Source organism: Amphibacillus xylanus NBRC 15112 (genome assembly GCF_000307165.1).
Classification (GTDB): Bacteria; Bacillota; Bacilli; order Bacillales; family Amphibacillaceae; genus Amphibacillus; species Amphibacillus xylanus.
Genome location: NC_018704.1, coordinates 1,206,068 through 1,230,666, shown reverse-complemented (window position 1 = coordinate 1,230,666; position 24,599 = coordinate 1,206,068). Strand labels below are relative to the sequence as shown.

The window sequence follows — 24,599 nt, the reverse complement described above, 5'->3', positions numbered from 1 at the left end:
TAACAGATTACTCACTTTTATCTTAACGCTTAATTTAAACATAATCAAGTAATTTATTATATGATATTAGCACCTAGTTATAATTATTAAACAAAAAAAAGACTATTGCTAGTCTTTTTTAAAGGTTCAATGTCAAATAGTGTTGGTAGGTTTTATAATTAGTCGAGAATAAATTTATATTAGCTTTAATAAAGATACAACTTGTTCACCGCAGGTGAAATACACTCGCTGTTTTTCACTTCTAAATTAAATGCCTACTATTTTAACTAAGCAGTTTCATCTTGCTTTCGTTCCTCTATAAATGTAAGGGATCTAACCCTTTGTCTTTAATATTAAATGCTTTTCGTCGACTTAATTATTAGTGAATCTACTGGCCTTTTTCTATGGAAACAGAAAAAAGGTGTCAGCGAATTCGTAAAAAACTCACCAACACCAAAAATTATAGAACCTTTTTAAATTGTCTTATTCAAAGAATGCTTGATATAAAGATTTAACCGCTGCGTTTACTGCTTCTTCTTTGATACCAAACATGAGTGATACTTCAGATGAGCCTTGATTAATCATTTCAATGTTAACATTAGCATCTTTTAGAGCTTTAGTAGCAATATAGGCAGTCCCTATTTGTCTTTGCATGCCCTCGCCTACAATCATAATTAGTGCTAAACCTCGTGCAACATGAACTTGATCTGGTTTCAATTCAGCTTTAATTCGCTTAATTACATTTCGTTCTTTTCGCTCATCCATTTGATTTGCGCGCATAATTACTGACATATCATCAATTCCTGAAGGTGTATGCTCATATGATATACCTTCATCCTCTAAGATATGTAATAATCTGCGTCCAAAACCAATTTCTCTATTCATTAGGTATTTACTAATGTATAAACTCATAAAACCTTCATCACTTGCTATCCCAACAACTGGATTTTCACCTGTCTGAATTTCTTTTTTAGCAACAATCATCGTGCCAGGACAATTAGGGTTGTTTGTATTTTTAATACAAACAGGTATCTCAGCTCTTACAGCAGGAATTAATGCTTCAGCATGAAAGACTGAGAAACCAGCATATGAAAGTTCACGCATCTCTTTATACGTTAGCGTTGCAATTTCTTTCGGATTATTAACAATTGTTGGGTTAACACAATATACAGAATCTACATCTGTAAAGTTCTCATATAAATTAGCCTTAACACCTGCAGCTATGATTGAACCTGTAATATCAGATCCACCACGTGAAAATGTCACCAGTTTTCCTGTAGATGTATAACCAAAGAAACCTGGAATCACCAGAATTCCATCGTATTCTCTTAATCGATAGATCTTATCAAAGCTTTCCTCAAGAATTTGAGCCCCACCAGGTTGATCACTTAGTATCAATCCGGCATCTTTTGGATTTAGATATCTAGCATTCATACCTAATGAAGTTAAATACTCACTCAAAATTTGAGCTAAAGTATCTTCACCGACAGCTTTTAGTGCTTCTAATTTTGAATAAATTGCTTCACTACTTGCAAAAATATTTTTAATCTCAGTTTCAATTTTGTCAATGACTTGATCAGATAAGTTTAGATCAGTGACGATCGAGCGAAATCGCTCAACAACAAGAGACAATTCACGTTCATATTGTCTATTTTCTTTGTATGATTCACCTAAGTTAATTAATAAATCTGTTACTTTAACATCATTAGCGAATCGTTTTCCTGGTGCTGATACAACAATAATTCGTCGTTCCTTATCAGATTGAATAATTCTCGCAACTTTTTCTAATTGTTCAGCATCTGCTACTGAACTTCCCCCAAATTTTGCTACTTTCATCATACACATCTCCAATATTTTTTTCTATATCAAATCTTACCACAAAACAGTGAATATTGTTATAGAAATTTTCGATTATTTTCTGAAAATTGTGTATAATGTCAGTGTTTTATTTATGCTAGCTTATCGTTTAATGAACATTTGAGTCCAATACTTCCCATCTTCTACATAACCTACACCAATATGACTAAAATCCCCTAATATATTTGCTCTATGGCCAGAGCTATTCATCCAAGCTCTAAACACATCATGCGGTGTTTGTTGTCCACGTGCGATATTTTCAGCAGCACTTCGATAATGGAGCCCAAAAGCTTTAATCATATCAAATGGCGAACCATAAACTGGACTATTATGTGAAAAATAATTGTTTTCTAACATATCAGCCGATTTTATTCTTGCTACTCTTGATAATTCCCAATCAGGTCTAAGCTCACTTAAACCGTGACGTGCTCTTTCCTGATTAACTAGCTGAATTACTATGTGTTCAATATGTTTAATCGCATCAATATTTGGTATATTAATTTTATCTTTCGGGTAAATGAGATCAGGATTTTTCAGCTGTGGATTTGCCTCAATTATCTCTGTCACACCAATTTGATACTTTAATGCAATTTTCCAAAGGGTATCATTCGGTTGTACAGTATAAGTTGAATCTGCATTTACGCTAATGGGGATCATCATGAATAACAATCCAGCGACAATAATTATTTTTTTCATAAAAAAACCTCCTTTTTTGTATAGTTTGTAACAATAAGGAGGTTTTTATTCGAAAAGAAATTTACTTATTAAATATATATTTTTATGTTGCCCTGATAAAAAATTTAAACAGATTTTCATATAATTAAAACGGATCGATCTACTCTTCCGATGAGTTTTAACGACCAATAAAATCAATCTCATGTTATGTGCAAATAATGGTAGTTCTGTCAGCATACCATTATTACCATTTATTGATAATTTTTTATCTTATATATCTGTATTTTATATAAAAATCCTCTCTTAAGTTGATTTACTTTATTAAGAGAGGATCATTAATTTTAAATATATAGATATTTCTAAAAATTAGAACGACTTGTGTTGAATCTTGATAATAAAAAATTATTGGGAAATATAAACAGTGTTGTTATCCTGATGTAATAAATTCTAAATTAATTTAACTCGCACGATATTCTAATCGTAGATGATCAGCAACCATGGCGATAAATTCACTATTCGTTGGCTTAGCTTTGGAACTGCTGACTGTATAACCGAATAATTCTGAAATTGAATCAATATTACCACGACTCCAAGCGACTTCAATTGCATGACGAATCGCACGTTCTACACGTGAAGGCGTTGTATTGTATTTCTTAGCGATATCAGGATAGAGAACTTTAGTGATAGAGCCCAACAGTTCAACATTATTGAAGATCATCGCAATCGCTTCTCTTAAGTACATATATCCTTTAATATGAGCTGGTACACCAACTTCATGAATAATATTTGTAATACTTGCTTCCAAATCAAACTTCTTCTGTTTATGGTCTGGATGCTTAGCCGTTTTACGCTCGATCCTTGGCTTACCATAAACCTGACGGACTTGATCAGCTAAATATTCTAAATCAAACGGTTTCAATATAAAGTATGAAGCACCTAGGTCAGCTGCTTTTTTCATTACGTCTTCTTGCCCAAAAGCAGTTAACATGATAACTTGTGGTTGCTTCTTCAAATTCAGATCTCTCATTTCTTTTAAAACAGCTAATCCATCCATATGTGGCATGATAATATCTAATATAACAACATCAGGGCTAGTATTTGTTAGTACATCCAAACTTTCCCTTCCGTTATTTGCCACACCGACAATTTCGATATCTTGTTGAGTTTCAAAATAATCTTCCATCACGCGTACTAATTCCTGATTGTCATCAACCAAACAAACTCTAATTTTTCCCACTATCAATTCCTCCTTAAATTCCCGAACTTCTCTTAACTATGATTCGACGTAAAATTGCGTATACCTTTTAAAAAAAGCAAGAAAATTTTTATTCGCTAAAACTTCTTAAGTTTCGCTAAATTCGGTAAAATTGACAATAATCTCATTCCAGTATTTTTCTTTTTTGTCGAAAATAATTTATGTTTATTATATCACAAATATCATTAAGTCAATATGTAGTTAACGATTTTAATCATTAAAAAAAACCTGAACATATATTATTCAGGTTTTTTTATAACATGATCATCAACTTACTTTAGCGAATGCCCCTTTATAGTTAATTTCAGCTTCATCAAGCATCCATTCAATATGAATGCCATAGCCTGATGTTGGATCGTTTACAAAAACATGGGTTACAGCTCCAATTAACTTGTTATTTTGAATAATCGGACTTCCGCTCATACCTTGCACAATTCCCCCTGTCTTTTCTAACAGGCGTTCATCAGTCACCTTAATAACCATACCTTTAGTTGCGGGATTCTTTTGTTCAATGGTACTGATGATTTCAATATCAAATGCTTCTACTTTCTCATCATCGATCACAGTTAAAATTTGTGCTGGACCTTCAACCACTTCATGGCTATAAGCAATTGGGATTGGTTCTGTTAAATCTTCCTTAGATAAATCAATATCTAACTCACCGAATACCCCAAATGAGCTGTTTTTCGTGATATTACCTAATAAATTTTCATTTTTATTAAATGTTGCTCGTTTTTCACCGGGAAGACCGCTATTTCCTTTTTGAATTGAAGTTATCTTCGATTTTACTATTGTACCTGATTTAATTTCAATTGGTTCTTTAGTGTCAATATCTGCTATGACATGACCAAGTGCTCCATACATGTTAGTTTGTGGGTCAAGAAATGTCATCGTACCGATCCCAGCTGCAGAATCGCGAATATATAATCCGATTTTATAGCTGTCTGTTTTTTCATCATATACTGGAATCAGTTCATCCTCAAAGACTTTGTGATCTCGTTGATATTTTATCTGAATCGATTCATTGTTTTGCCCTGCTTCTGCTACAATTGGCCCAATATCCTCAATGGATTGAATCGAGTGTTGATTCATTTCTAAGATGTTATCTCCAATTTTAATTCCGATTTCTCTACCTGGTGATTGATTATCTGCTTCGTCACCAATGTAATGATAACCAACTACTAAGACACCAAGCGTTTCAAGACTAACTCCAATTGATTGACCACCTGGGATGACTTGATATTGATGATCAACATTGACGTTTATCTTTTTCAAAGGAAAATCATTATATTGATATTGAAGCTCTGTTTTACCTTTTTCTAATGGTGTTAAGTAGTTATCTTCTATTTTTATGATTTGTTGATCTTGTTGATCAATGATTGAAAAAGACGGATTGGAAGTTGAAATTTCAATTGTTTCAGGTTGATTTGTATATAAATTAATTTGCGTTGGAATGGCTAAATACTCTTTAACCGGTGGAATAAAAGGTAAGATTAATAAAGCAATAATTAATGCGATCCCACACAAATTTTTGAATATTTGTCTATTCACATTTCACTCTCCTTTTTTCTGTTTTATTTCTTTCTGTACCTTTACTTTGGCCTTCTAGAGACATTTTTAAACCAAGCAAAGTTCTCAAAAACTTGAGAAGATTTCCTTCTTTAAATAAAAAAAAAGAAGCTTAACCTATATAAGCTTCTCACCATCCAAATTTGACTTTTATAATGTCAAATCAATAATTATTGAGTTATTTTAAATTGTTTAGCACTACTGATTAACTCTTTGGCATAGCTAACTGATGTATCAGTTAACGATGTTCCAGTTGTCATTCTTGCTAATTCTTCAATTCTTTCCTGTTCAGTTAGCTGTTTAACACGCGTATATGTCTCTTGTTGTGATGCTATTTTTTCGATCAATAAATGATGATCTGCCATAGCTGCAACTTGTGGTAAGTGAGTAATGCATAACACTTGAGAGTCAATTGAAATCGTATGTATCTTTTCCGCAATCGCTTGAGCGACACGACCACTTACACCAGTATCAACCTCATCAAATATAACACTTGTAACTCCTTGATGTTTTGCAAATACCTTTTTAAACGCCAACATTATCCTAGATAGTTCTCCTCCTGAAGCCACCTTATCTAATGGTTTCACAGGTTCACCTGGATTTGTGGAAAGTAAAAATCGAACTTGATCAAAGCCATTTTCACCTAAATGGACTGGTTTTCCTGATAACTCTGGATCTCCTGGCTTTCCTGCACGAATTTCAATCTCAGTTTCAAACTGTGTTTTCTCCATATAAAGATCTATTAATTCCGCTTTTATTACATCAATTAAGCGTTTTGCGCCTTGTACTCTGCGATCATGGAGTTGCTTAGCTTCTATCAATGCATCCTCAGATAATTCATTAATTTCATCAGCCATTTCCTGTAATGATTGATCTCGATTTTCTAACGTTTCAATTTCATCTTCAATTTCTGCGGCGTATTCGATAATTTCATTAACATTTGATCCATATTTTCTGATCAGCAACTGAATTTCATTTAATCTTGATTCAATTTCAGCTAGGCGCTCTGGTTCATAAGACATTTGATCTAAGTAATTCCGTAGTTGAATGCTAATTTCTTCAAGCATATAATATTGATTTGAATAGGATTCACTTAACTTTTCAAGCTCTGGCTCAAGACTGCTAGCTGTTTCTAATGCTGCTGAGCCCATTGATAGCCAATCTAATCCTTTATGTTCTCCTCTTAATGAATTATACGCTTCAGTTACATTTTCATAAATTTGTTCAAAATTAACTAATTTCTCACGTTCTTGTCTTAATTCGATATCCTCATTTACTGAGAGCTCGGCTTGAGTAATCTCATTTAATTGAAACCGTAGTAAATCAAGACGCTGAATTGACTCTTGCTCGTTGTTCTTTAATGAATCGTAAACAACCTTTGCCTTTTTTAATTTGTTATATACTCTCTGATAATCATTGAATCGATCGTTTTCATGTTCTTGATTAAACATATCCAACAAACTAAGATGTCGACTAGAATCTAATAACGATTGTGTTTCGTGTTGTGAATGAATATCAATTAAGGTCTGGCCAAACTCACGCAAAATAGCTAAGGTTACTAATGAACCATTAACGCGACAGATACTTTTACCTTTTGCACTAATTGTACGGTGAAGAATGATCATACCTTCTTGATCATATTCAATACCATATTTATCGAAAAGTTTATAAATGGCATGTTTCGGATTGTCAATTGTAAATAAGCCTTCTAATACAGCCTTATTCTTCCCATGTCGAACATATTCAACTGATCCTCTTCCGCCTGTAAGAAGTTCAATAGCATCAATAATAATTGATTTACCAGCTCCGGTTTCACCTGTAAGAACTGTTAATCCGTCGTTAAACGAAATGGTTAATTGATTAATGATCGTAAAATTTTGAATTGAAAGTTCACTTAACAAAACCATTCACCTCGAATCAGTCGCATAATTTTTATAGCATATTTAAAAATCTCTTTTCAAGATCATGTGTTACGGCTTCATTACGACAAATAATTAATATGGTGTCATCTCCACAAATTGTCCCAATTATTTCTTCCCATTGTAAATGATCAATTAATGCACCTAACGCATTAGCATTACCCGGCAATGTTTTTAATACTAGGAAGTGAGTTGCTTTATCTAAGCTAATAAAAGAATCTTGCATTAATCGTTTTAATTTTTCCAGTGGATTAAAACGGCGATCAGCAGGTAAACTATATTTATAAGAGCCATTCTCAGTTGGAACCTTTATTAGGTGTAATTCTTTAATATCTCTTGATATTGTAGCCTGAGTTACGTTATAGCCTTCACTTTTTAAAATATCGACTAGCTCTTCCTGCGTTTCAATATCGTGATTAGCGATATATTCACGTATTTTCATATGTCGTTGCCCTTTTTTCATACCCTTTACTCCTTCCATGGATAAATGATTACAATGTCTGATGTGCATCCTTAACTACTTTTTCAATTAAGCTTGAGTAATCAATTGTATCTAATGAAATATTTGGTGTAAATTTAAAGTGAGCTAAAAATTCAATATTACCATCGCCACCTGTAATAGGAGAATATGTTAGGTCTACAAGCGATAATTGATTTTCGCTGGCTGCTGCAATTGTATCACGTAATACTTCCTCATGTACTTTAGCATTGCGAACAATTCCACGTTTCTCTACTTTATCTTTTCCTGCTTCGAATTGTGGTTTAATAAGCGCGACAACGTCTGAACCTTCGCTCAAGATATCCTTTAATGGTGGGAAAATTAATTTTAACGAAATAAAGGAGACATCAATTGTTGCAAAATTAGGTTCACCATGAGTAAATAATTCTGGTGTAGCATGCCTAAAATTAGTTCTCTCCATCACAATTACGCGATCATCATTTCTTAATTTCCATGCTAATTGATTATATCCAACATCAATAGCATAACAAAGACTAACACCATTTTGTAGGGCACAATCAGTAAATCCACCAGTAGATGCACCAATATCCATCATAATCCGATCTTGAATCTCAAGATCAAAATATTTTAGTGCTTTCTCTAATTTAAGCCCACCGCGTCCTACATATGGAATTTCTTTACCTTTTATTTCGAGAGGTATATCTTCTTTAACCTTAACACCAGGCTTATCCATTCGATTCGAACCTGAAAAAACAAGCCCAGCCATAATACTGCGCTTTGCTTGTTCTCGCGTTTCAACTAAACCTCGTTCAACAACTAAAACATCTAGCCGTACTTTCTTTACTGTCATTACCTTCTATCCTCTACTTATACAAGATTTCGACTTGTTTATTTTATTCATCACTAATTAAAGTGATCAGATCGAGCAAAATTTATGATTCACGGTTACTAATATAATCAATAAAAGCATGAAGTGTTGAGTTAGCAATTTGAGCTTGATTTAGCGATGCTTCAGCTTGTTTAATATTAGCTGCTTTAGCCTGTAATGCACCTTCAATTCCTAATAACTTCGGATAAGTACTTTTCTTATTTTCCTGGTCACTACCGACTGCTTTACCAAGTTTCTGCTCATCGCCTTCTATATCAAGTATATCATCTTGAATCTGAAAAATTAAACCAATATGATGACCGAATTCTCGGATTGCTTTTAGTTGTTCTTGTGCTGCACCTGCAAGATATGCTCCTATTTCAACTGCGAAAATAAGTAGCTCTCCAGTTTTTAATCGATGTATTTGCTCTAATTCTGATAAATTTACTTGTCTTTCTTCTGCTTCAAGGTCTAAAATCTGGCCTGCAACCATTCCTGTTGGACCAGACGCCATGCTTAATCGCTTGATAATAGTGACCTTTTGTTCCGCTGTAAGGTTTTCAGCTTCACTAATTACCTGAAAGGCAAGTGTTAATAAAGAATCACCCGCTAAAATTGCTGTAGCTTCGCCAAATTCAATATGATTCGTTGGTTGTCCTCTACGTAGATTATCGTCGTCCATTGCAGGTAAATCATCATGAATTAAAGAGTATGTATGCACTAACTCAAGTGCGATAGCGGCAGGAAGTACATCTTCTTTCTTACCACCAAATGCCTCTACGCTTGCTATCATTAAAATTGGTCGGATTCGTTTACCACCAGCTTTAATCGAGTATAGCATCGAGGCTTTAAGTGTTGACGGGATCGATAACTTTTCAATTGATTCAATTAGGGAATGATTAATAAATTCAAGATTTGCCTCTAAATAATTTCTAAAATTAAAGTTCATCTCTATTCCTCCTCAAGATCAATTGGTTTTATCTCACCTTCTTCAGTAATAATGTTTGCCATTTGTTTTTCAACTTGGGCCAATTTTTCATCACACCATTTAGATAGTCTCATGCCTTTTTCATAATAAGATATCGCATCTTCCAAAGGTACATCATCAGCCTCAAGTTTCTTTACGATTGCTTCTAATTCAGCCATTGTTGATTCAAAGGTTCTTTTATTATCAGTCATTTGAATTCTCCTCAATATGTGTAATTTCGGATTCGATTGTTCCGTCAGCTAGCCTCAACGTCATACGATCACCTAATTCAACATGATTAACTGATTTTATAATATTACCTGATTGATCATAACCAATTGAATAGCCACGTTTCATCGTATGTAGTGGGCTTAATAGCATGAGCTTGTTTAAATACCGATCAAATTGTGTAACTTTATGATCAAATTGTTTTTGAAAATGATTGTGTAAATTCTGTCTTAGAAAGTTCATTTTTTGCTGATAGGACTTTAATTGATGCTCAGGATTATTTAGTTTAAATCGTGTTCTTGTCTCTTGATAAATATCCTTTTTATTTTGAATCAGTTGAGTCGTGTTCTTTTCTAGCCTCTCAACTAGACGATCTAATTCTTGTTCCTTTTGGAAAATTAACTGTTTTGGATATTGAAAAGCAGTACTTGATTTTAATTTATTGAGTTGCTCATGCTTTTTATTAATTATTGTACTAAATTGATTATGGAGCACTCGTTTTAGATTATTTGTTCGATCAATTAAATCTACCAAGTTAGGAACAGCTAATTCAGCGGCTGCTGTCGGTGTAGCTGCTCTTAAATCAGCAACAAAGTCAGCAATTGTAGTGTCAGTTTCATGACCAACTGCTGAAATTATTGGGATTCGTGAATTTGCGATCGCTCGAGCAACTATCTCTTCGTTAAAAGGCCATAATTCTTCTATCGATCCTCCACCACGTCCAACAATTAATGTATCGATTGACTCCATTTGATTAGCTTGATTAATTTTATTAACCAGATCAAATTTGGCTTGTTCGCCTTGAACAAGCGCAGGAAAAACGGATATCTTTACAATCGGAAATCGTCTGTTAATTGTCGATAAAATATCCTTGATTGCAGCTCCTGTAGGTGAAGTAATGATGCCAATGTGTTCTGGAAATGAAGGAATTGATTTTTTTCTTGTCTCATCAAATAATCCTTCATTTGAAAGCTTTTGTTTCAATTGTTCAAAAGCTAAATGTAATGCACCTACGCCGTCAGGGATCATATCATGAACGTAAAGCTGATATTGGCCTGCTGCTTCGTAAACACTTACCTCACCTTTAACAATGACATGCATACCGTCTTCAGGTTGAAATCTCAATGAACGATTATAACCGGCAAACATTACGGCTAAAATTCTTGATTGATCGTCTTTTAGCGTAAAATACATATGCCCTCTACTATGGAGCTTAAAGTTTGATATTTCTGCTTTTAACCAGACGGTAGTTAAATGTTGGTCAAGTTCGAATTTTCTTTTTATGTAACGAGTTAGTGCTGTTACAGTTAAATATCTTTCTGACACATTGATCACACCTTTATTATTCATGCGAGCATTGGTTAAGAGCTGCTTTAATTGTATTCTTTAACAGCATTGTAATCGTCATCGGTCCAACACCTTTAGGAACTGGTGTTAAATATCCTGCCTTTTCTTTGACAGAATCAAAATCAACATCACCAGTCAATGTTCCATCTTCTAAACGATTAATACCAACGTCAATGACAACTGCTCCTTCTTTAATGTATGATGCGTCGATCATATTAGCTCGTCCAACAGCAACGATAACAATATCAGCTGCTTGAACCAACTCTTTCATATTAGTTGTCCTCGAATGGCAATAAGTTACCGTAGCATTTTCATTTAATAGTAATTGGCCAACAGGTTTTCCAACGATGTTACTTCTTCCAATGACAACTGCATGTTTACCTGCTATGTCAATTTTGTTCATTTGTAGCATAGTTAAAATTCCGTAAGGCGTACAAGGTAAAAATGTTTCTTGATTAGTCATCATTTTCCCAATATTAATAGGGTGAAAACCATCAACATCTTTAATCGGACTTATTGCTTCAATGACACGTTGTTCATTAATATGAGTCGGAAGTGGTAGCTGTACTAAGATGCCGTTAACACTATCGTCTTGATTTAACTCATAAATTAAACTAAGCAATTCTTCTTCTGTCGTTTCAGATGAAAGCTGTAATAATTCCGAGTCCATACCAATATATTCCGCAGCTTTTTGTTTTCCCGAAACATATGAGCGCGATGCTGGGTGATCTCCTATCAAAATAACAGTTAACTTAGGATGAATACCTTTCTTTTTCAAATTAGCGAGCTCTGTTTTCATTTGATCACGTAATGTTTGTGAAAGTTGATCACCATAAATTATTTCTGCTGACATATAAAACATCCCCTTTATTTATTAATTTTTGCTAATACACCATTAATAAATTGGCCTGACTTCTCATCTCCGTAAATATGAGCAACTTCAATGACTTCGTTAATGACAACACCTTTTGGTGTATCAAGATCAGAAAACATTTCAAACACCGCCATACGAAGAAGTGCTTTTTCTACATATGCTAACCGATCTAGCGTCCAATTTTCTAAATGCTCAGTGATTTTTTTATCTATTGATTCTTTTTCTCTAACTACTCCATAAATTAGCGTTCTAACAAATTCATTAGGTTCTTCCTCTAAAATATGTTCAATTGCGCTATCCACATCAAAATCTTCATTATCTAATGAGAAAAGCACTTGAAAAGCTTTTTCTCTTCCAAGTCTACGATTCATTTGTATTCTCCTTGCTCACGTCTATTCTTGTTTGTATTATAAACGATACTATAAAATATTATCATAGCACAATGCTTTATATTAAAAAATAGATTTTGCAATAATATATCAATCAAAAAGATAAATTTACCTTGAATTGGCACGTTCTAAAAAGCAACGAAAAGACCCTTAGAATAAATCTCTAGGGTCCTTTAGCATCACTAATGTTATTCACTTTGACTTTCTTCTTTATCCATGTGAACACCAACGACATGAACATTAATTTCTTCTATTTCTAATGCAGTCATTGTTTTTAATTGTTGTCTAATATTTTGTTGAACTTTTTGAGCAACTAGTGGAATTGTAACACCATAATTAAACACAACATATACATCAATTGTTACGCCTGTGTCTGTTAGCTCGACTTTAATACCTTTAGTATGTGTCTTTAAACCAAATCTTTCTGCAACGTCTGTTGCAAAATTTCCTCTACGTGAGTATACACCTTCAATTTCAGTCGTTGCTATTCCTGCAATAACTTCTATCACTCCAGGTGCTATCTCTACTTTACCTAAACTTGCGTCTTCACTGACATTTAAAATTGTTTCTTCGCTCAAAATGCTCCACTCCTTTAACATTATCAGCACTGCACATATGCCCTTATTACCTTACATCATCGAGAATCGGATTTAATTCAAGGAATTTCGTATTAAAATTACCTGATAGGAATACCGAATGTTCCATAACTTTTTGATGGAAAGGAATTGTTGTTGAGATACCCTCAACATAAAATTCACTTAACGCTCGTTTCATTCGCTCAATTGCTTCATCTCTCGTTTGACCATAAGTAATGAGTTTAGCAATCATTGAATCGTAATAAGGTGGGATAATATATCCCGGGTACGCAGCAGAATCTACTCTAACACCTAAACCACCTGGCGGTAAATACAGCTCGATTTGCCCTGGATTCGGTAAGAAATCACGATATGGGTCTTCTGCATTAATCCGGCATTCAATTGCCCAGCCACTTAGTTTAACATCCGATTGTTTAAAATCTAGCGGCTGATTATTTGCAATTTTAATTTGCTCTTTAATTAAGTCAATGCCTGTCACCATTTCTGTAACAGGATGCTCAACTTGAATTCGCGTATTCATTTCCATAAAATAGAATTCATTAGAACTTTTATCAAAAATGAATTCAATTGTTCCGGCACCAGAGTAGTTTACAGCTTTGGCTGCTTTAATAGCGGCCTCTCCCATTTGTTTGCGAATTTCCTCATTGATTGCGGGAGATGGTGTTTCTTCAATTAACTTCTGCAATCGGCGTTGGACTGTGCAGTCTCTCTCACCTAAGTGTATCACATTACCATAGTTATCAGCTAGTATTTGTATTTCAACATGTGAGAAATCTTCAATAAATTTTTCTAAATAGACACCTGGGTTCCCAAATGCTTGTTCCGCTTCTTGTTCAGTTACTTTAATCGCTTTGATTAAGTCTTGTGGATCTCTTACGACACGAATTCCCTTACCCCCACCACCAGCAGTCGCCTTAACAATTACTGGATAGCCAATCTGCTCAGCAAAATCGCTCGCCTCTTTAATATCCTTAATCACTCCATTTGTTCCTGGAACAATAGGTACACCAGCGTCCTCCATCGTTTTCCTTGCAATATCCTTTGTTCCCATTTTTTGAATCGCATATACACTAGGACCAATAAAAGTGATATTGCATTTATCACACAGTTCAGCAAAATCAGGATTCTCTGCTAAAAATCCGTAACCAGGGTGAATCGCTTCTGCTCCTGTTAAATTAGCAACACTCATAATTGGAGTGAAATTCAAATAGCTCTCAGAACTATTTGCTGGACCAATACAATACGCCTCGTCAGCTAACTGGACATGTAGTGCGTCAGCATCAGCTTCTGAGTAGATTGCCACAGTTTCAATACCAAGCTCTTTACATGCTCTAATAATCCGAACAGCAATTTCACCGCGATTGGCAATTAAGATTTTCTTAAACACATTACCAACCTCCTACTTTAGTTTAATTCTAAATAGAGGCTGACCATATTCAACAAGCTCTCCATTTTCAGCAACGACTTCTACAACCTCACCGTTCACATCTGATTCAATTTCATTAAACAATTTCATCGCTTCGATCATGCAAACAATCGTGCCTTTGCTTATTTGTTCACCAACAGAAATATATGGACCACTATCTGGAGATTCAGATCGATAAAATGTCCCAACCATTGGAGAAGTAATTTCATAATCATAATGTGCCTCAGCTTCTGTCTGCTCCGATGCTGCTTGATAAACTTGATTATCTTGATTGCTTTGAATCGGCTCAATCACTGCTTGTGGTAAATATTGAACAGTATCTTGTTTATAAGCTGGTGCCGTATGTTTTTTTAATTTTAACTTTTGATTATCTGCTTCATATACCATTTCATCAACAGATGATTCATCTAATGCTTTTATTAACGCTTTAATTTCATCAATCGATAACATTGTTCCACCTCTTTGATTGAATTTTATGATAGACTAATATTAATAACAGGTACTAAACATTACTCTTAATATTCTATTAGAATATTGATAAAACTTCAACTATTCTTTTAATTAATAAAAAAAGTAACCACAAATCACTTGTGATTACTGATTTTGTATCCTTATCATAAATGTTTTTATGAATTTGATGGTTGGAACTTCACTTCAACTTGTAATGCACCAAATTCGTCATAAACAGTTCTCATTATTTCATTTGCTTCTTTATCGGACAATTGATCTGTTTTAACTGTTACAATAACCGTATCTTCCATTGATCTAACCAAGACATCTGGATAACCGTATTCAGCTTTAAGGCTTTCTTCAACGATTAATTCCTTTGTTGATAGTTGATTTATTCTTGTTAATTCTTCAAATGCTGTATTTTTCTCATCAGCTGATGCTGTTCCTGAAGCAACTACAGATTCTAATTTTTCCATTTGGCTACTTCTAGATTGTGCTAATTCCATACGAATTAATGTAAACAAATCATCTTCTGTTGAAACAGATGAAACCATATCCTCAAGGTCCGTTCCTTCTAAATCTGATGTAGATGTTAGATTTTGGTTAAGATCAGAAAGATCACCAGCTGTCTTCTCTGTATCCTCTTTCGACTTTTCCTGAAACACAAAAGAAAAATCATCTGAATCTGGCGAATTCATGTAAAAAACGCTTAATACAATTGTTAAACTTAGCAATGTTAATAACCATACCGTTTGTTTTTTTAACATTTAACTCTCTCCTTTGCTTCTAGGCATAATAGATATTCGATGAGGAGGGACATTTAAAACACGTGAAACTGCTTCAGTTGCCCATTGTTTTATTTGGATTTCCTCAACTCCATTTGCTACAACTAGGACACCCCTTACTGTTGGTTTTTTATTTTGAACGATTAATGGTACCTCCTGATCGCCTTGTCTAATAATGACTACTTGTTGTTCTTCTGTTAAGTCATCAATGTTACGGGTCCCGCCACCTTGATCTGACTCAACTGTAGTTTGTGTTCCAACAATTAAATTCTTTTCATAAATCGTTTCCCCAGTAGCATCTAAATTTACCATTACTTCAACATTTGAAATTCCAGAAATTTTTTCGAGCATTGCAGCTAAATCTGCTTGATAGGCTTGTTCCAATTCAATAAGTGGATCGTTACTTTTTTGTTTCGTAGCAGCTTCTATTTCTTGTGTGTCTGTTTGTATTAATCCATACTCTTCGACTTCAGGCTGATTAGGCTTAGAGAATAATTGACTGATGATCAGCATGATTACCCCAATGCATGCTAAAATGATTAAGTAGTTTGATTTGCTCATATTTGAATCCGAAGTTTTTTTGAACCATTCTGTTATTTTTTTGATAGGATTGTCCAACATCATCCCCCCTCCCATGAAATTTGCACTTGATCTTGAGTAATACCAAGCTCATGACTTAACCAAGCTAGTATTAATTGATCTTGACTGCTCAATTCGTTTTCTTGTTCAATCGTATGATCAATTGTAGAAATAATGACTGGTTTAACTTCTGAAATATATTGGTTTGATTCTGCTAGAGTAAAATGAAAGATAATCTCATCTGGGTTAATGTCATGCTCGTCTTCTACAAAGATATCTACATCGATTATTGAATAGTTAAATTGATGAGCAAATTCGTCTTTCATTTGTTGCATCAGTTGTTTTTCCATCTCATCTATAACATATGCATCATGTGTAGCTTGTATTTCTTTTTTTTTCAGATCTACTTCATTTTCTAAATTATCTTTTGTAATCGTACCAAACAATGACTCAACCATTTTTGCTGATTCATGCGAGAAATTGACATTAAAAATTGCAGAAACGGGTTGGATAAAGAGAAAGATAAACATGAGAGATAAACTAAATTGCGCATATTTTTTCATGTGTTTATCCGGTAAGATCATTGTTGTGATCATCATAATGAGCAATAGAATAATCATTTGAGTAATCCAATTAGTTAATAGACTCAAGTGATCATCCCCCTACCTAATCATTAAAGTTAAATTACTAGCAATTAATAAAACGACGATTATCATTAAAAACATAAATGATACGACAACGAGAATAGCTAATAAATAGAAAACGTGATCTGAGATAATTGAAATACTTTTTACGACTTGATCGTCACCAATTGGCTGAAGTATCGCTGCAGCAAACTTATAAAATCCACCGATTACAGCTACTTTTATTATTGGTAAACAGACGACTAATAAAATTGTTATTAGACCAAATAGACCTAATCCATTTTTAATCACTTGAGTAGTAGCGAAGATCGTATCAGTTGCTTCAGAAAGCATCCGTCCAACAACAGGAATAAAATTATTTGTAACAAATTTAGCTGTTTTGATTCCCAAACCATCTTGAACCGCAGTAATCGTTCCTTTGGCTGATAAAATCGTTAAAAAAATTGTCAGACTCATAAACAACAAGCCTAAGCTTATTTTCCTTAGTAGATCTGCTAATTTAGTCAGTTGAAATGTTTGATTCATTTGACTAACTAAATGTAATACTAACGATAAGAAAATTAGCACTAAAACGACTTTATCAACAAGTACAACTATGAAATATAAAAAGGAAATAATCAGTGGATGAAAAAATGATGCTGAAAACACACCACCTAACATAGCCATTAATCCTAAAATTAGTGGTAAGATCGCAATAATAAAATTGTGCATTTTGCTAATCGTGTCGATAATAAGCTCACTAATGACGGTAAAGCTAGAGACGGCTATTGTTGTTAAGATCATCATTAAAACAAAGTTTGCAACAACTGTTACTGTATTTGATTGGAAAGAAGATTGAATGTTTTTTAGTAGTGCGGAGATAATTGCAATTAAGATTAGCTGACCAAGTAATTGTCCATTTAGGAAGATCTCTTGTCCAAGTAGTTGTATGATCGCTATTACCCAATCGATGAATGTAAGCTGACCTTGATTTGTGATTAAGTCTCTTACTGTTAATCTATCAACATTGGGAATAAATTTAGAGTAGTCACTCCTGACGTCAGACCAATAGGACTCTAATTCACTAACATCTATTTCATCTAGTAAACTATCTGGTTGTATACTCACATCATTTGAATCAACAGACTCTGCCTGTACATCAATTTGAAATATTAAACAAAGTAGAATACAAAAAATCAACACATTAAGACATTTCGTCATAATAGCCTCCTGTAAGAACTATTCGTTAAGGAAGTAAGTGAATGATTGTTTCAATAATTGCTGTTAGTATGGGGATTGATACAAATATAATTGATATTTTCCCAACTAGCTCTATTTTGCTTGAAATTGAGTTCAAGCCAGCATCTTTAGTTAATTGAGATCCTAATTCCGTTAAATAGGCTATTCCGACAATTTGAAACACTGTTTCTAAGTAAAGCGAATCTATTCTAAATCGACTAAATAACGATCTCATCAAGTCGATAATTTCACCTAGCGGTACAATAATAAAATAAAATAAAAATAGAGAGGTAATCATCACTAATACCAAAGCAAATGTAGGTTGATATGACTTTATTAATGTAATTAATAGCGTTGTAACAATTCCAATTAATATCACTTGGATAAGTTGCATGAGTTTACCCTTTAAATAAAAAGATTGTTCTAATTTGCTGGAATAGATCAGCAATTCGATCAATCACCATCATTAAGACGATGATAAACCCAACTAATGTAATAAATTGCGCATACTCCTCTTTACCCATTTGCTTTAATATCGTATGAATCATCGCAACAATGATCCCTATTCCTGCAATTTGAAATATTATGGAGGCGTCCTGATACATCTCGTTTTGCTCCTCTCTACATCAATATTAGTGCAATTAATATGCCAGATAAAACACCTATTCCACGATAAACTTTACTAAAAATTAAGTACTCATTTTGAGCTTCTATTAAAATTCGATCTAAATGCACAATCGCTAATTGAATTTGCTTTTGTTGATTAATTAAATCAAAATGCCCAAGTGTCTGTCCAAATTGTTTTAACACATTTATTTCATCATGTTTTAGAGCTGAATAACTTAAGAGGTGCTTTAATTCATCAATCCAAAGCTTTGGCAAATCATGGTGATGCCCTATTTCCTCCCCTATCTTTCTGAAAAAGTGTGATACGGGTGCGGGAATTTGAGTTGATATTTGTAAACAGACATCAGCAAGTAATCGTTGACTATAGAGAATTTCCGCTTCCATCACTTGCAATGCACCTTTAAATTGTAGGATTTGATCAGGTCTTTTTTTTAATCGTGCTGCCTTCTCAAATCCAATTAGTGAGGTTGCGATGATTAAAAGAATTGCCCCAATCAAGTTCATTAGTTAACCTCCGATTTAAGCCTAATGTTTTCCCCTCATGATCTAAGATGGTAATCTTTTTATTTCTTGATAATACTAAATATCTTTGAAAGAATTGATTTTCAATTATTGGCTTAAGATGCTTGCTTTGTTTAATAGATTGATAACTATCACTGTGCAAAGTACAAACTAATCCAACACCTGAACGAATAACCTCTTGGATTGCCTCTATATCGCGAACAGAACCTATTTCATCAACTATAATGATGTCGGGTGACATTGATCGGATCATTAACATCATCCCTTCTGACTTAGGGCAATTATCCAAAACATCTGTTCGTTTACCAACTTGGTAAAATGGTATACCATTCCTGGATCCAGCAATTTCAGAACGTTCATCAACAATTCCTACTTTTTTTGCTTCCATATGTCCCCAGCCTGTCCCAATTAATCGTGAAATATCTCTAATCAAGGTTGTTTTTCCAGATTGAGGTGGTCCAACAATCAATGTGTTATAATAGCTACTTTGTTTGACTAAGGAATTAATGATCGGCTGAGCGATACCAATTTTTTCAGAAGCCATTCTTATATTGAATGATGAAATTGATTGAATTTGTTTAATTGATCCTTTTTCTAATACAGTTCGTCCAACGATTCCTACTCGATAACCACCAGCAATCGTAATATACCCCTGCTTTAATTCTTCTTCAAATTTATATCGTGAATAACCACTTAATTGATTTAATATATATTGTCCATCAGACTCATCAGGTATTAATTCATCTAACGTGGCATAACCAGATTTTAAGACTAATTCAAGTGGACGATTTAGTCTCACCCTGATTTCTTCCATATTGTCTCTATGTTCTTGAATAGCTAGTAAAATTCTTTGGCGATACTTTTCCGGAAATAATCTTGCTATACTCTGTTCCACATTTCTACCCTCACTTAGCTAGCATCTTTACTCATTCTAATATATGAACTTTGGCTTTGATTATGACAATCCAGATCATGCAATTAATAAAAAAATAGATTAAGTAGAGTTAATGTCCTTCTACTTAATCTATTTAATCAATTAGTTAACGCGTGAAATATATTTTCCATCTGAAGTGCTGACGATTACTTTATCGCCTTCATTAATGAACATTGGTACTTGAATGGTAAGTCCTGTTTCTAATACAGCTGATTTTGAACCACCGCTAACTGTGTTCCCTTTTACGTTTGGATCGGCTTCAACAATAGTTAATTCAATGTTGTTTGGTAAGTTAACGCCTAAGATTTCTCCATGGAATGAAATAACGTTAACTTCCATATTTTCTTTTAAGAAATTAACTTCATGTTCAATTTGATTTTTTGGAATTTCAATTTGCTCATATGTTTCCATGTTCATAAATGTGTACAAGCCACCTGATTCATATAAATATTGCATGTCTTGTCTATCAATATGTGCTCGTGCTACTTTCTCTCCTGCGCGGAATGTTTTATCTTGAACATGTCCATCTCTTAAGTTCTTTAATTTTGAACGAACGAATGCAGCACCTTTACCTGGTTTTACGTGTTGGAATTCAATAACTTGCCAAATATCATTTTCAACCTCAATTGTTACGCCTGTTTTAAAATCGTTTACTGAAATCATTTAATAATCCTCCCTAAAGCCTTTTCAAATTAATAATTATAGAATAATTAACTGTTTTGGTGCTTTGTTTAAGCTCTTATTTCCTTCGGTAGTAATTACAATATCATCTTCAATACGGCAACCACCGACATTTGGTATATAAATTCCTGGTTCAACAGTCACAACCATATTTTCTCTTAAGACCATTTTTCCAGTTGGTGATAATCGAGGTTCCTCATGTACTTCTAAGCCTAAACCATGTCCTGTACCGTGACCAAAGTATTCACCAAAACCTTTGTCTTTAATATAATTACGAGCAAGAGCATCTGCTTCCTGACCAGTCATACCAGCTTTAATTCCACCTAAAGCATTTAAATGGGCCTGTAACACAGTATCATATATTTCGTGTAGCTGTTCTGAAATTTCCCCAACTGCAAATGTGCGAGTAAGATCAGAGCAATAGCCATTATACAATGCACCAAAATCAAGCGTAACCAATTCACCTTCTGCAATTCTTTTGTCACTAGCTACACCATGTGGTAATGCAGAACGATATCCTGATGCCACAATAATATCAAAACTTGATTCAGTAGCGCCATGCTTTCTCATTTCAAATTCAAGCATATTGGATACTTCAATTTCAGTCATACCTGGTTCAACAGTTTTTAAGACATGTTCATAAGCAAGATCAGCAATTTCTGCTGCTTTATACATGATTTGTAATTCTTCATCAGTTTTAATCATGCGAATCCCTTCAACAATTTGTGATGTAGGTACTAATTCTGCTGAGATAGCCTCTTTATATTGTTGATAAGTTGCAAAAGAAATATCATCTTGTTCAAAACCTACTGTTTTAAGTGACCGTTTTTTAATTTGTTCTGAAAGTTCTTGAACAATTGATTGTTTATGTTGAATTATTTCAAATCCAACAGCTTGCTCAGCTGCTTGCTCAGTATAGCGGAAATCTGTAATGAATAATTGTTCATCTTTAGTGATTAAAGCAATTCCCGCTGTACCAGTAAAACCTGTTAAATATCGACGATTATATGCATTTGTTATAATTAAACCATCTAAATTGTGTTCAACTAATGCTTGTCTAAATTTTGTTAGCTTCGTCATGTATGTGTCCACCCTTCAATTTAATCCTAAGTCACTACATGTTAGTGTACCATATTAGACATAATTTTGACGATAATTTATGGCATAATCTTCAGATAAATTTTTATGATTGATCTAAAAAATCATAAGAGATCGTATAGCCAACAAATACTCCATATAAAATAAACAAAGCTAACATTGTGACAATAGTGTTAACATTTTGCTCATTTAGACTTGGTATATGGACAAATAAGCTTGAACTAATTAGAATAAGAAGTAACCAGAGCACAACCCCATAAATTATCCCTGGTAAAATACCAGTTAACTTCCTAAATAACCAATAATAAATATAAGCTACTAATATTGACATTAGACTTAGAAAAAGTATGGATATAATTTGGCCATACCAACGACTAATCCACTTTGCATCAAACACTAATTCAAGCACAAATGAACTCGGTGATAATTCCGTAAAATTAAAATAGTTTAATATTGCCCACAGTGTTGGCCAAATGATACCTGCAAAAAATCCCGTTATCGCTACTCGCTTGATTAAATCTATATTAGACTCTTTTTTCTTTTTTAACTCTTGCATCACTATCACCTCAAATTTATTTTTACCAAGTTATAAATTGATATGCATTTGATGGTGATATTTGTATAAAGTTTAACGATCTGTCAATACTAGACAATAGTTAATCATAAAATAACACGATAATAATCAAATATGAATCGATCAAATTGTAATATTAGTCACTAACATTTTAAGAAAAGAGGTTTTGAGATGAGGAACAAAACACAAATTTCTCCGATTATTTTAATTATAATGCCATTTGCCTTGCTTGGATTGTTGACTTTACTATTTTCAAGTTCAATGACATTCTTAAAAGGCACATTAATCATTGCGACTATCGTCGGTTCAGTTTTCTTATTTCGATACTTGTTTTTATATCGTCGAAGGATTAACCAAGATGAATTAAGAAAGTACCGGAAAGCAGCAAAGCAATCACGAAAACGATACCAACACAAAAGCAAGCAACAAATGGTTAATACTCATTTAAAGAAAGTAACCTCTATTTCTAATAAGAAAAAGCCAAATCCCCCGCATTTACGTGTTATTGACGGAAAAAAGTCAACGAAAAATGATCCTTTATCTTTATAGTTTTAAATGAGCTACACAAAAATAACTCATTTAATCAAAAAATAAACTAACCTATACAAAAAACTTAGGTTAGTTTATTTTTTTGTGTCACAAGGACGTTTTTAAGAATTCCATCGTTTTTAACTTTCCTGTTTCAATCATTTTTTCACGATCTTGTTTTGATAAACTAAAATCAGCGACATTAACATGGTCTGTATCAAGAAATACAATATTAGGTTGGTCGATTTTAGAAATGTAACGTAAATCTTGTGCATGTCTCATCGTTCCGATTAGTGTCTTACTAAATTGCAAACCATTATTTATCTCAAAGTTAGTAAAATATTTTTCCTTTGATTGTAGTTGAAATCCTATTACAGGACGTAGTTGTTTTCTCCCTTTTCTTTTAAAGAGCCATAATGGCAAGCTACTAAGTAAAGCTCCATCAACCATGAGATGCTTTTTTGCTTCTTGATCATATATTTTGATTGGACGGAAAAAATAAGGTAATCCAGCACTAATTCGGATGGCCTTCGCAACAGAAAAAGTATCAGGAGATAATCCATAAACCTCTCTTAAATCATCAGGAAGAATGACTAAGCGACCAAGTGATAAATCCGCAGCAGTTAATTTGAGTTGACCTTCCTCTAAATCAGCGAAAGTACGAACACCCTTTTTTGCTAACATCTCTTCGAGCCATTTCTCAAATAAATGACCTTTATATAGTCCATAACTTCGATAAAGTGCAATCCATTTTAAAAATGGAAGGTAGCGTTCTAGCCTTGTACTGTCTAACAACTCTTTTAGATCTTTATTGAGCATGATCTGATTCAATTCACTAACTTTATATCCAGCAGCCAATAATCCAGCAACGATTGCACCGGCCGAACTCCCTGCACATCGAACAATTTGATAATTTTTCTCCTCTAACGCTTCTAACGCACCAATAAAAGCAAAGCCTTTTACCCCACCACCTGAAAATACAGCATCAATTTTCATACTCATGCTCCTTTAATTAGCTAATAATAAAATTTATGCATGAGCTGAGGTTTAAAGCACAAAAAAGAGGTGATTACTTATTGGTATCACCCCATTTATTTGACTAATCATCTAATTGATTCCATGACTGCATTAATTCATCTCTACGATCTGGATTGGACTTGAAGTATTGGACAAGATCACCAATTCGATCAATTGCATTCCAACTTAAGTGGTGCTCAATCCCCTCAACATCCTCATATATGTTATCATCATCAACACCAATAATCTCCAAAAATTGCTCTAACAAATCATGACGATACACAAGGCGTTCGCCTATCTTCTCACCACGTTTTGTTAATACTAAGCCACGGTATTTTTCATAATTTAAATAACCATCTTTATCTAATTTTTGAACCATTTTAGTAACTGATGAAGGATGAACATCAAGTGCTTCCGCAATGTCAGATACTCGTGCATAGCCCTTTGTATCAATTAATAAATATATTTGCTCTATATAATCTTCCATACTAGGTGTTGGCATAGACATCCTCCAATTTTTAAATGATAAATGA

The 24,599-nt window shown here is 33.7% G+C and carries 29 protein-coding genes; 1 reads left to right on the top strand and 28 read right to left on the bottom strand.

The annotated features are described in order from the left end of the window. Positions 1–462: 462 nt before the first annotated feature. The 26 genes from AXY_RS06120 to AXY_RS05995 form a co-directional block, all read right to left on the bottom strand. On the bottom strand, positions 463–1,815 hold the full coding sequence (locus AXY_RS06120) for an aspartate kinase (RefSeq protein ID WP_015009922.1): 1,353 nt from the start codon (positions 1,813–1,815) through the stop codon (positions 463–465). 123 nt (positions 1,816–1,938) lie between these two features. After that, positions 1,939–2,532, bottom strand: coding sequence for a SafA/ExsA family spore coat assembly protein (safA, locus tag AXY_RS06115; RefSeq protein WP_015009921.1), 594 nt, complete (start codon positions 2,530–2,532; stop codon positions 1,939–1,941). Positions 2,533–2,968: 436 nt separating this feature from the next. Next, entirely contained in the window at positions 2,969–3,748 is a 780-nt protein-coding gene (spo0A, locus tag AXY_RS06110; RefSeq protein WP_015009920.1) for a sporulation transcription factor Spo0A, read from the bottom strand. 285 nt (positions 3,749–4,033) lie between these two features. Then, on the bottom strand, positions 4,034–5,317 hold the full coding sequence (gene spoIVB, locus AXY_RS06105) for a SpoIVB peptidase (RefSeq protein WP_015009919.1): 1,284 nt from the start codon (positions 5,315–5,317) through the stop codon (positions 4,034–4,036). Positions 5,318–5,505: 188 nt separating this feature from the next. Next, positions 5,506–7,236 (bottom strand): DNA repair protein RecN, encoded by a 1,731-nt coding sequence (gene recN / locus AXY_RS06100; RefSeq protein ID WP_015009918.1) that lies wholly within the window; start codon positions 7,234–7,236, stop codon positions 5,506–5,508. A gap of 31 nt (positions 7,237–7,267) precedes the next feature. Further along, positions 7,268–7,717: a transcriptional regulator AhrC/ArgR gene (gene ahrC, locus AXY_RS06095; protein WP_015009917.1), complete on the bottom strand. Its 450-nt coding sequence runs from the start codon at positions 7,715–7,717 to the stop codon at positions 7,268–7,270. A gap of 28 nt (positions 7,718–7,745) precedes the next feature. After that, complete coding sequence (locus AXY_RS06090) at positions 7,746–8,564, bottom strand: TlyA family RNA methyltransferase (RefSeq protein ID WP_015009916.1); 819 nt, start codon at positions 8,562–8,564, stop codon at positions 7,746–7,748. 82 nt (positions 8,565–8,646) lie between these two features. Further along, positions 8,647–9,531, bottom strand: a complete 885-nt coding sequence (locus AXY_RS06085) for a polyprenyl synthetase family protein (protein WP_015009915.1) — start codon at positions 9,529–9,531, stop codon at positions 8,647–8,649. A gap of 2 nt (positions 9,532–9,533) precedes the next feature. Beyond that, complete coding sequence (gene xseB / locus AXY_RS06080; protein WP_015009914.1) at positions 9,534–9,761, bottom strand: exodeoxyribonuclease VII small subunit; 228 nt, start codon at positions 9,759–9,761, stop codon at positions 9,534–9,536. Next, positions 9,754–11,103 (bottom strand): exodeoxyribonuclease VII large subunit, encoded by a 1,350-nt coding sequence (xseA, locus tag AXY_RS06075; protein ID WP_015009913.1) that lies wholly within the window; start codon positions 11,101–11,103, stop codon positions 9,754–9,756. The genes xseB and xseA overlap by 8 nt, the downstream gene beginning before the upstream one ends. A gap of 16 nt (positions 11,104–11,119) precedes the next feature. Beyond that, positions 11,120–11,977, bottom strand: a complete 858-nt coding sequence (gene folD, locus AXY_RS06070; RefSeq protein WP_015009912.1) for a bifunctional methylenetetrahydrofolate dehydrogenase/methenyltetrahydrofolate cyclohydrolase FolD — start codon at positions 11,975–11,977, stop codon at positions 11,120–11,122. Between the two features lie 14 nt (positions 11,978–11,991). After that, positions 11,992–12,369, bottom strand: coding sequence for a transcription antitermination factor NusB (gene nusB / locus AXY_RS06065; protein WP_015009911.1), 378 nt, complete (start codon positions 12,367–12,369; stop codon positions 11,992–11,994). 206 nt (positions 12,370–12,575) lie between these two features. Then, positions 12,576–12,965 carry an Asp23/Gls24 family envelope stress response protein gene (locus tag AXY_RS06060; RefSeq protein ID WP_015009910.1) on the bottom strand — a complete coding sequence of 130 codons (390 nt, stop codon included), beginning with the start codon at positions 12,963–12,965 and terminating at the stop codon, positions 12,576–12,578. Between the two features lie 46 nt (positions 12,966–13,011). Further along, positions 13,012–14,370 carry an acetyl-CoA carboxylase biotin carboxylase subunit gene (gene accC, locus AXY_RS06055; RefSeq protein ID WP_015009909.1) on the bottom strand — a complete coding sequence of 453 codons (1,359 nt, stop codon included), beginning with the start codon at positions 14,368–14,370 and terminating at the stop codon, positions 13,012–13,014. 12 nt (positions 14,371–14,382) lie between these two features. After that, complete coding sequence (gene accB, locus AXY_RS06050) at positions 14,383–14,859, bottom strand: acetyl-CoA carboxylase biotin carboxyl carrier protein (RefSeq protein ID WP_015009908.1); 477 nt, start codon at positions 14,857–14,859, stop codon at positions 14,383–14,385. Between the two features lie 176 nt (positions 14,860–15,035). Continuing rightward, entirely contained in the window at positions 15,036–15,626 is a 591-nt protein-coding gene (locus AXY_RS06045) for a SpoIIIAH-like family protein (RefSeq protein WP_015009907.1), read from the bottom strand. Then, positions 15,627–16,265 (bottom strand): stage III sporulation protein AG, encoded by a 639-nt coding sequence (spoIIIAG, locus tag AXY_RS06040; RefSeq protein ID WP_015009906.1) that lies wholly within the window; start codon positions 16,263–16,265, stop codon positions 15,627–15,629. Then, positions 16,265–16,873, bottom strand: coding sequence for a stage III sporulation protein AF (spoIIIAF, locus tag AXY_RS06035; RefSeq protein WP_015009905.1), 609 nt, complete (start codon positions 16,871–16,873; stop codon positions 16,265–16,267). The genes spoIIIAG and spoIIIAF overlap by 1 nt, the downstream gene beginning before the upstream one ends. Before the next feature lie 12 nt (positions 16,874–16,885). Continuing rightward, positions 16,886–18,067, bottom strand: coding sequence for a stage III sporulation protein AE (gene spoIIIAE, locus AXY_RS06030; protein ID WP_015009904.1), 1,182 nt, complete (start codon positions 18,065–18,067; stop codon positions 16,886–16,888). Positions 18,068–18,092: 25 nt separating this feature from the next. Beyond that, positions 18,093–18,479 carry a stage III sporulation protein AD gene (spoIIIAD, locus tag AXY_RS06025; protein ID WP_015009903.1) on the bottom strand — a complete coding sequence of 129 codons (387 nt, stop codon included), beginning with the start codon at positions 18,477–18,479 and terminating at the stop codon, positions 18,093–18,095. A gap of 4 nt (positions 18,480–18,483) precedes the next feature. Next, positions 18,484–18,690, bottom strand: a complete 207-nt coding sequence (gene spoIIIAC / locus AXY_RS06020; RefSeq protein ID WP_015009902.1) for a stage III sporulation protein AC — start codon at positions 18,688–18,690, stop codon at positions 18,484–18,486. Between the two features lie 16 nt (positions 18,691–18,706). Next, positions 18,707–19,216, bottom strand: a complete 510-nt coding sequence (locus tag AXY_RS06015; protein ID WP_015009901.1) for a stage III sporulation protein AB — start codon at positions 19,214–19,216, stop codon at positions 18,707–18,709. Further along, complete coding sequence (gene spoIIIAA / locus AXY_RS06010; RefSeq protein WP_015009900.1) at positions 19,161–20,129, bottom strand: stage III sporulation protein AA; 969 nt, start codon at positions 20,127–20,129, stop codon at positions 19,161–19,163. Before spoIIIAA ends, AXY_RS06015 begins: the two co-directional genes overlap by 56 nt. 141 nt (positions 20,130–20,270) lie before the next feature. Beyond that, complete coding sequence (gene efp / locus AXY_RS06005; RefSeq protein ID WP_015009899.1) at positions 20,271–20,831, bottom strand: elongation factor P; 561 nt, start codon at positions 20,829–20,831, stop codon at positions 20,271–20,273. 36 nt (positions 20,832–20,867) lie between these two features. Beyond that, positions 20,868–21,929 carry a M24 family metallopeptidase gene (locus AXY_RS06000; RefSeq protein ID WP_015009898.1) on the bottom strand — a complete coding sequence of 354 codons (1,062 nt, stop codon included), beginning with the start codon at positions 21,927–21,929 and terminating at the stop codon, positions 20,868–20,870. A gap of 103 nt (positions 21,930–22,032) precedes the next feature. Then, positions 22,033–22,503: a YqhR family membrane protein gene (locus AXY_RS05995; RefSeq protein ID WP_015009897.1), complete on the bottom strand. Its 471-nt coding sequence runs from the start codon at positions 22,501–22,503 to the stop codon at positions 22,033–22,035. A 189-nt stretch (positions 22,504–22,692) separates the two neighbouring features. Here AXY_RS05995 and AXY_RS05990 point away from each other — a divergent pair, with 189 nt between their 5' ends. After that, positions 22,693–23,070: an SA1362 family protein gene (locus tag AXY_RS05990; RefSeq protein ID WP_015009896.1), complete on the top strand. Its 378-nt coding sequence runs from the start codon at positions 22,693–22,695 to the stop codon at positions 23,068–23,070. Positions 23,071–23,157: 87 nt separating this feature from the next. On the opposite strand, the gene AXY_RS05985 is transcribed toward AXY_RS05990, so the two are convergent. Together AXY_RS05985 and mntR are read right to left on the bottom strand one after the other, a co-directional pair. Then, on the bottom strand, positions 23,158–24,045 hold the full coding sequence (locus AXY_RS05985) for a patatin-like phospholipase family protein (protein WP_015009895.1): 888 nt from the start codon (positions 24,043–24,045) through the stop codon (positions 23,158–23,160). Positions 24,046–24,148: 103 nt separating this feature from the next. Then, the gene (mntR, locus tag AXY_RS05980; RefSeq protein ID WP_015009894.1) at positions 24,149–24,568 is read right to left on the bottom strand and encodes a transcriptional regulator MntR; all 420 of its coding nucleotides are present in this window, start codon (positions 24,566–24,568) and stop codon (positions 24,149–24,151) included. Between the last annotated feature and the right edge of the window lie 31 nt (positions 24,569–24,599).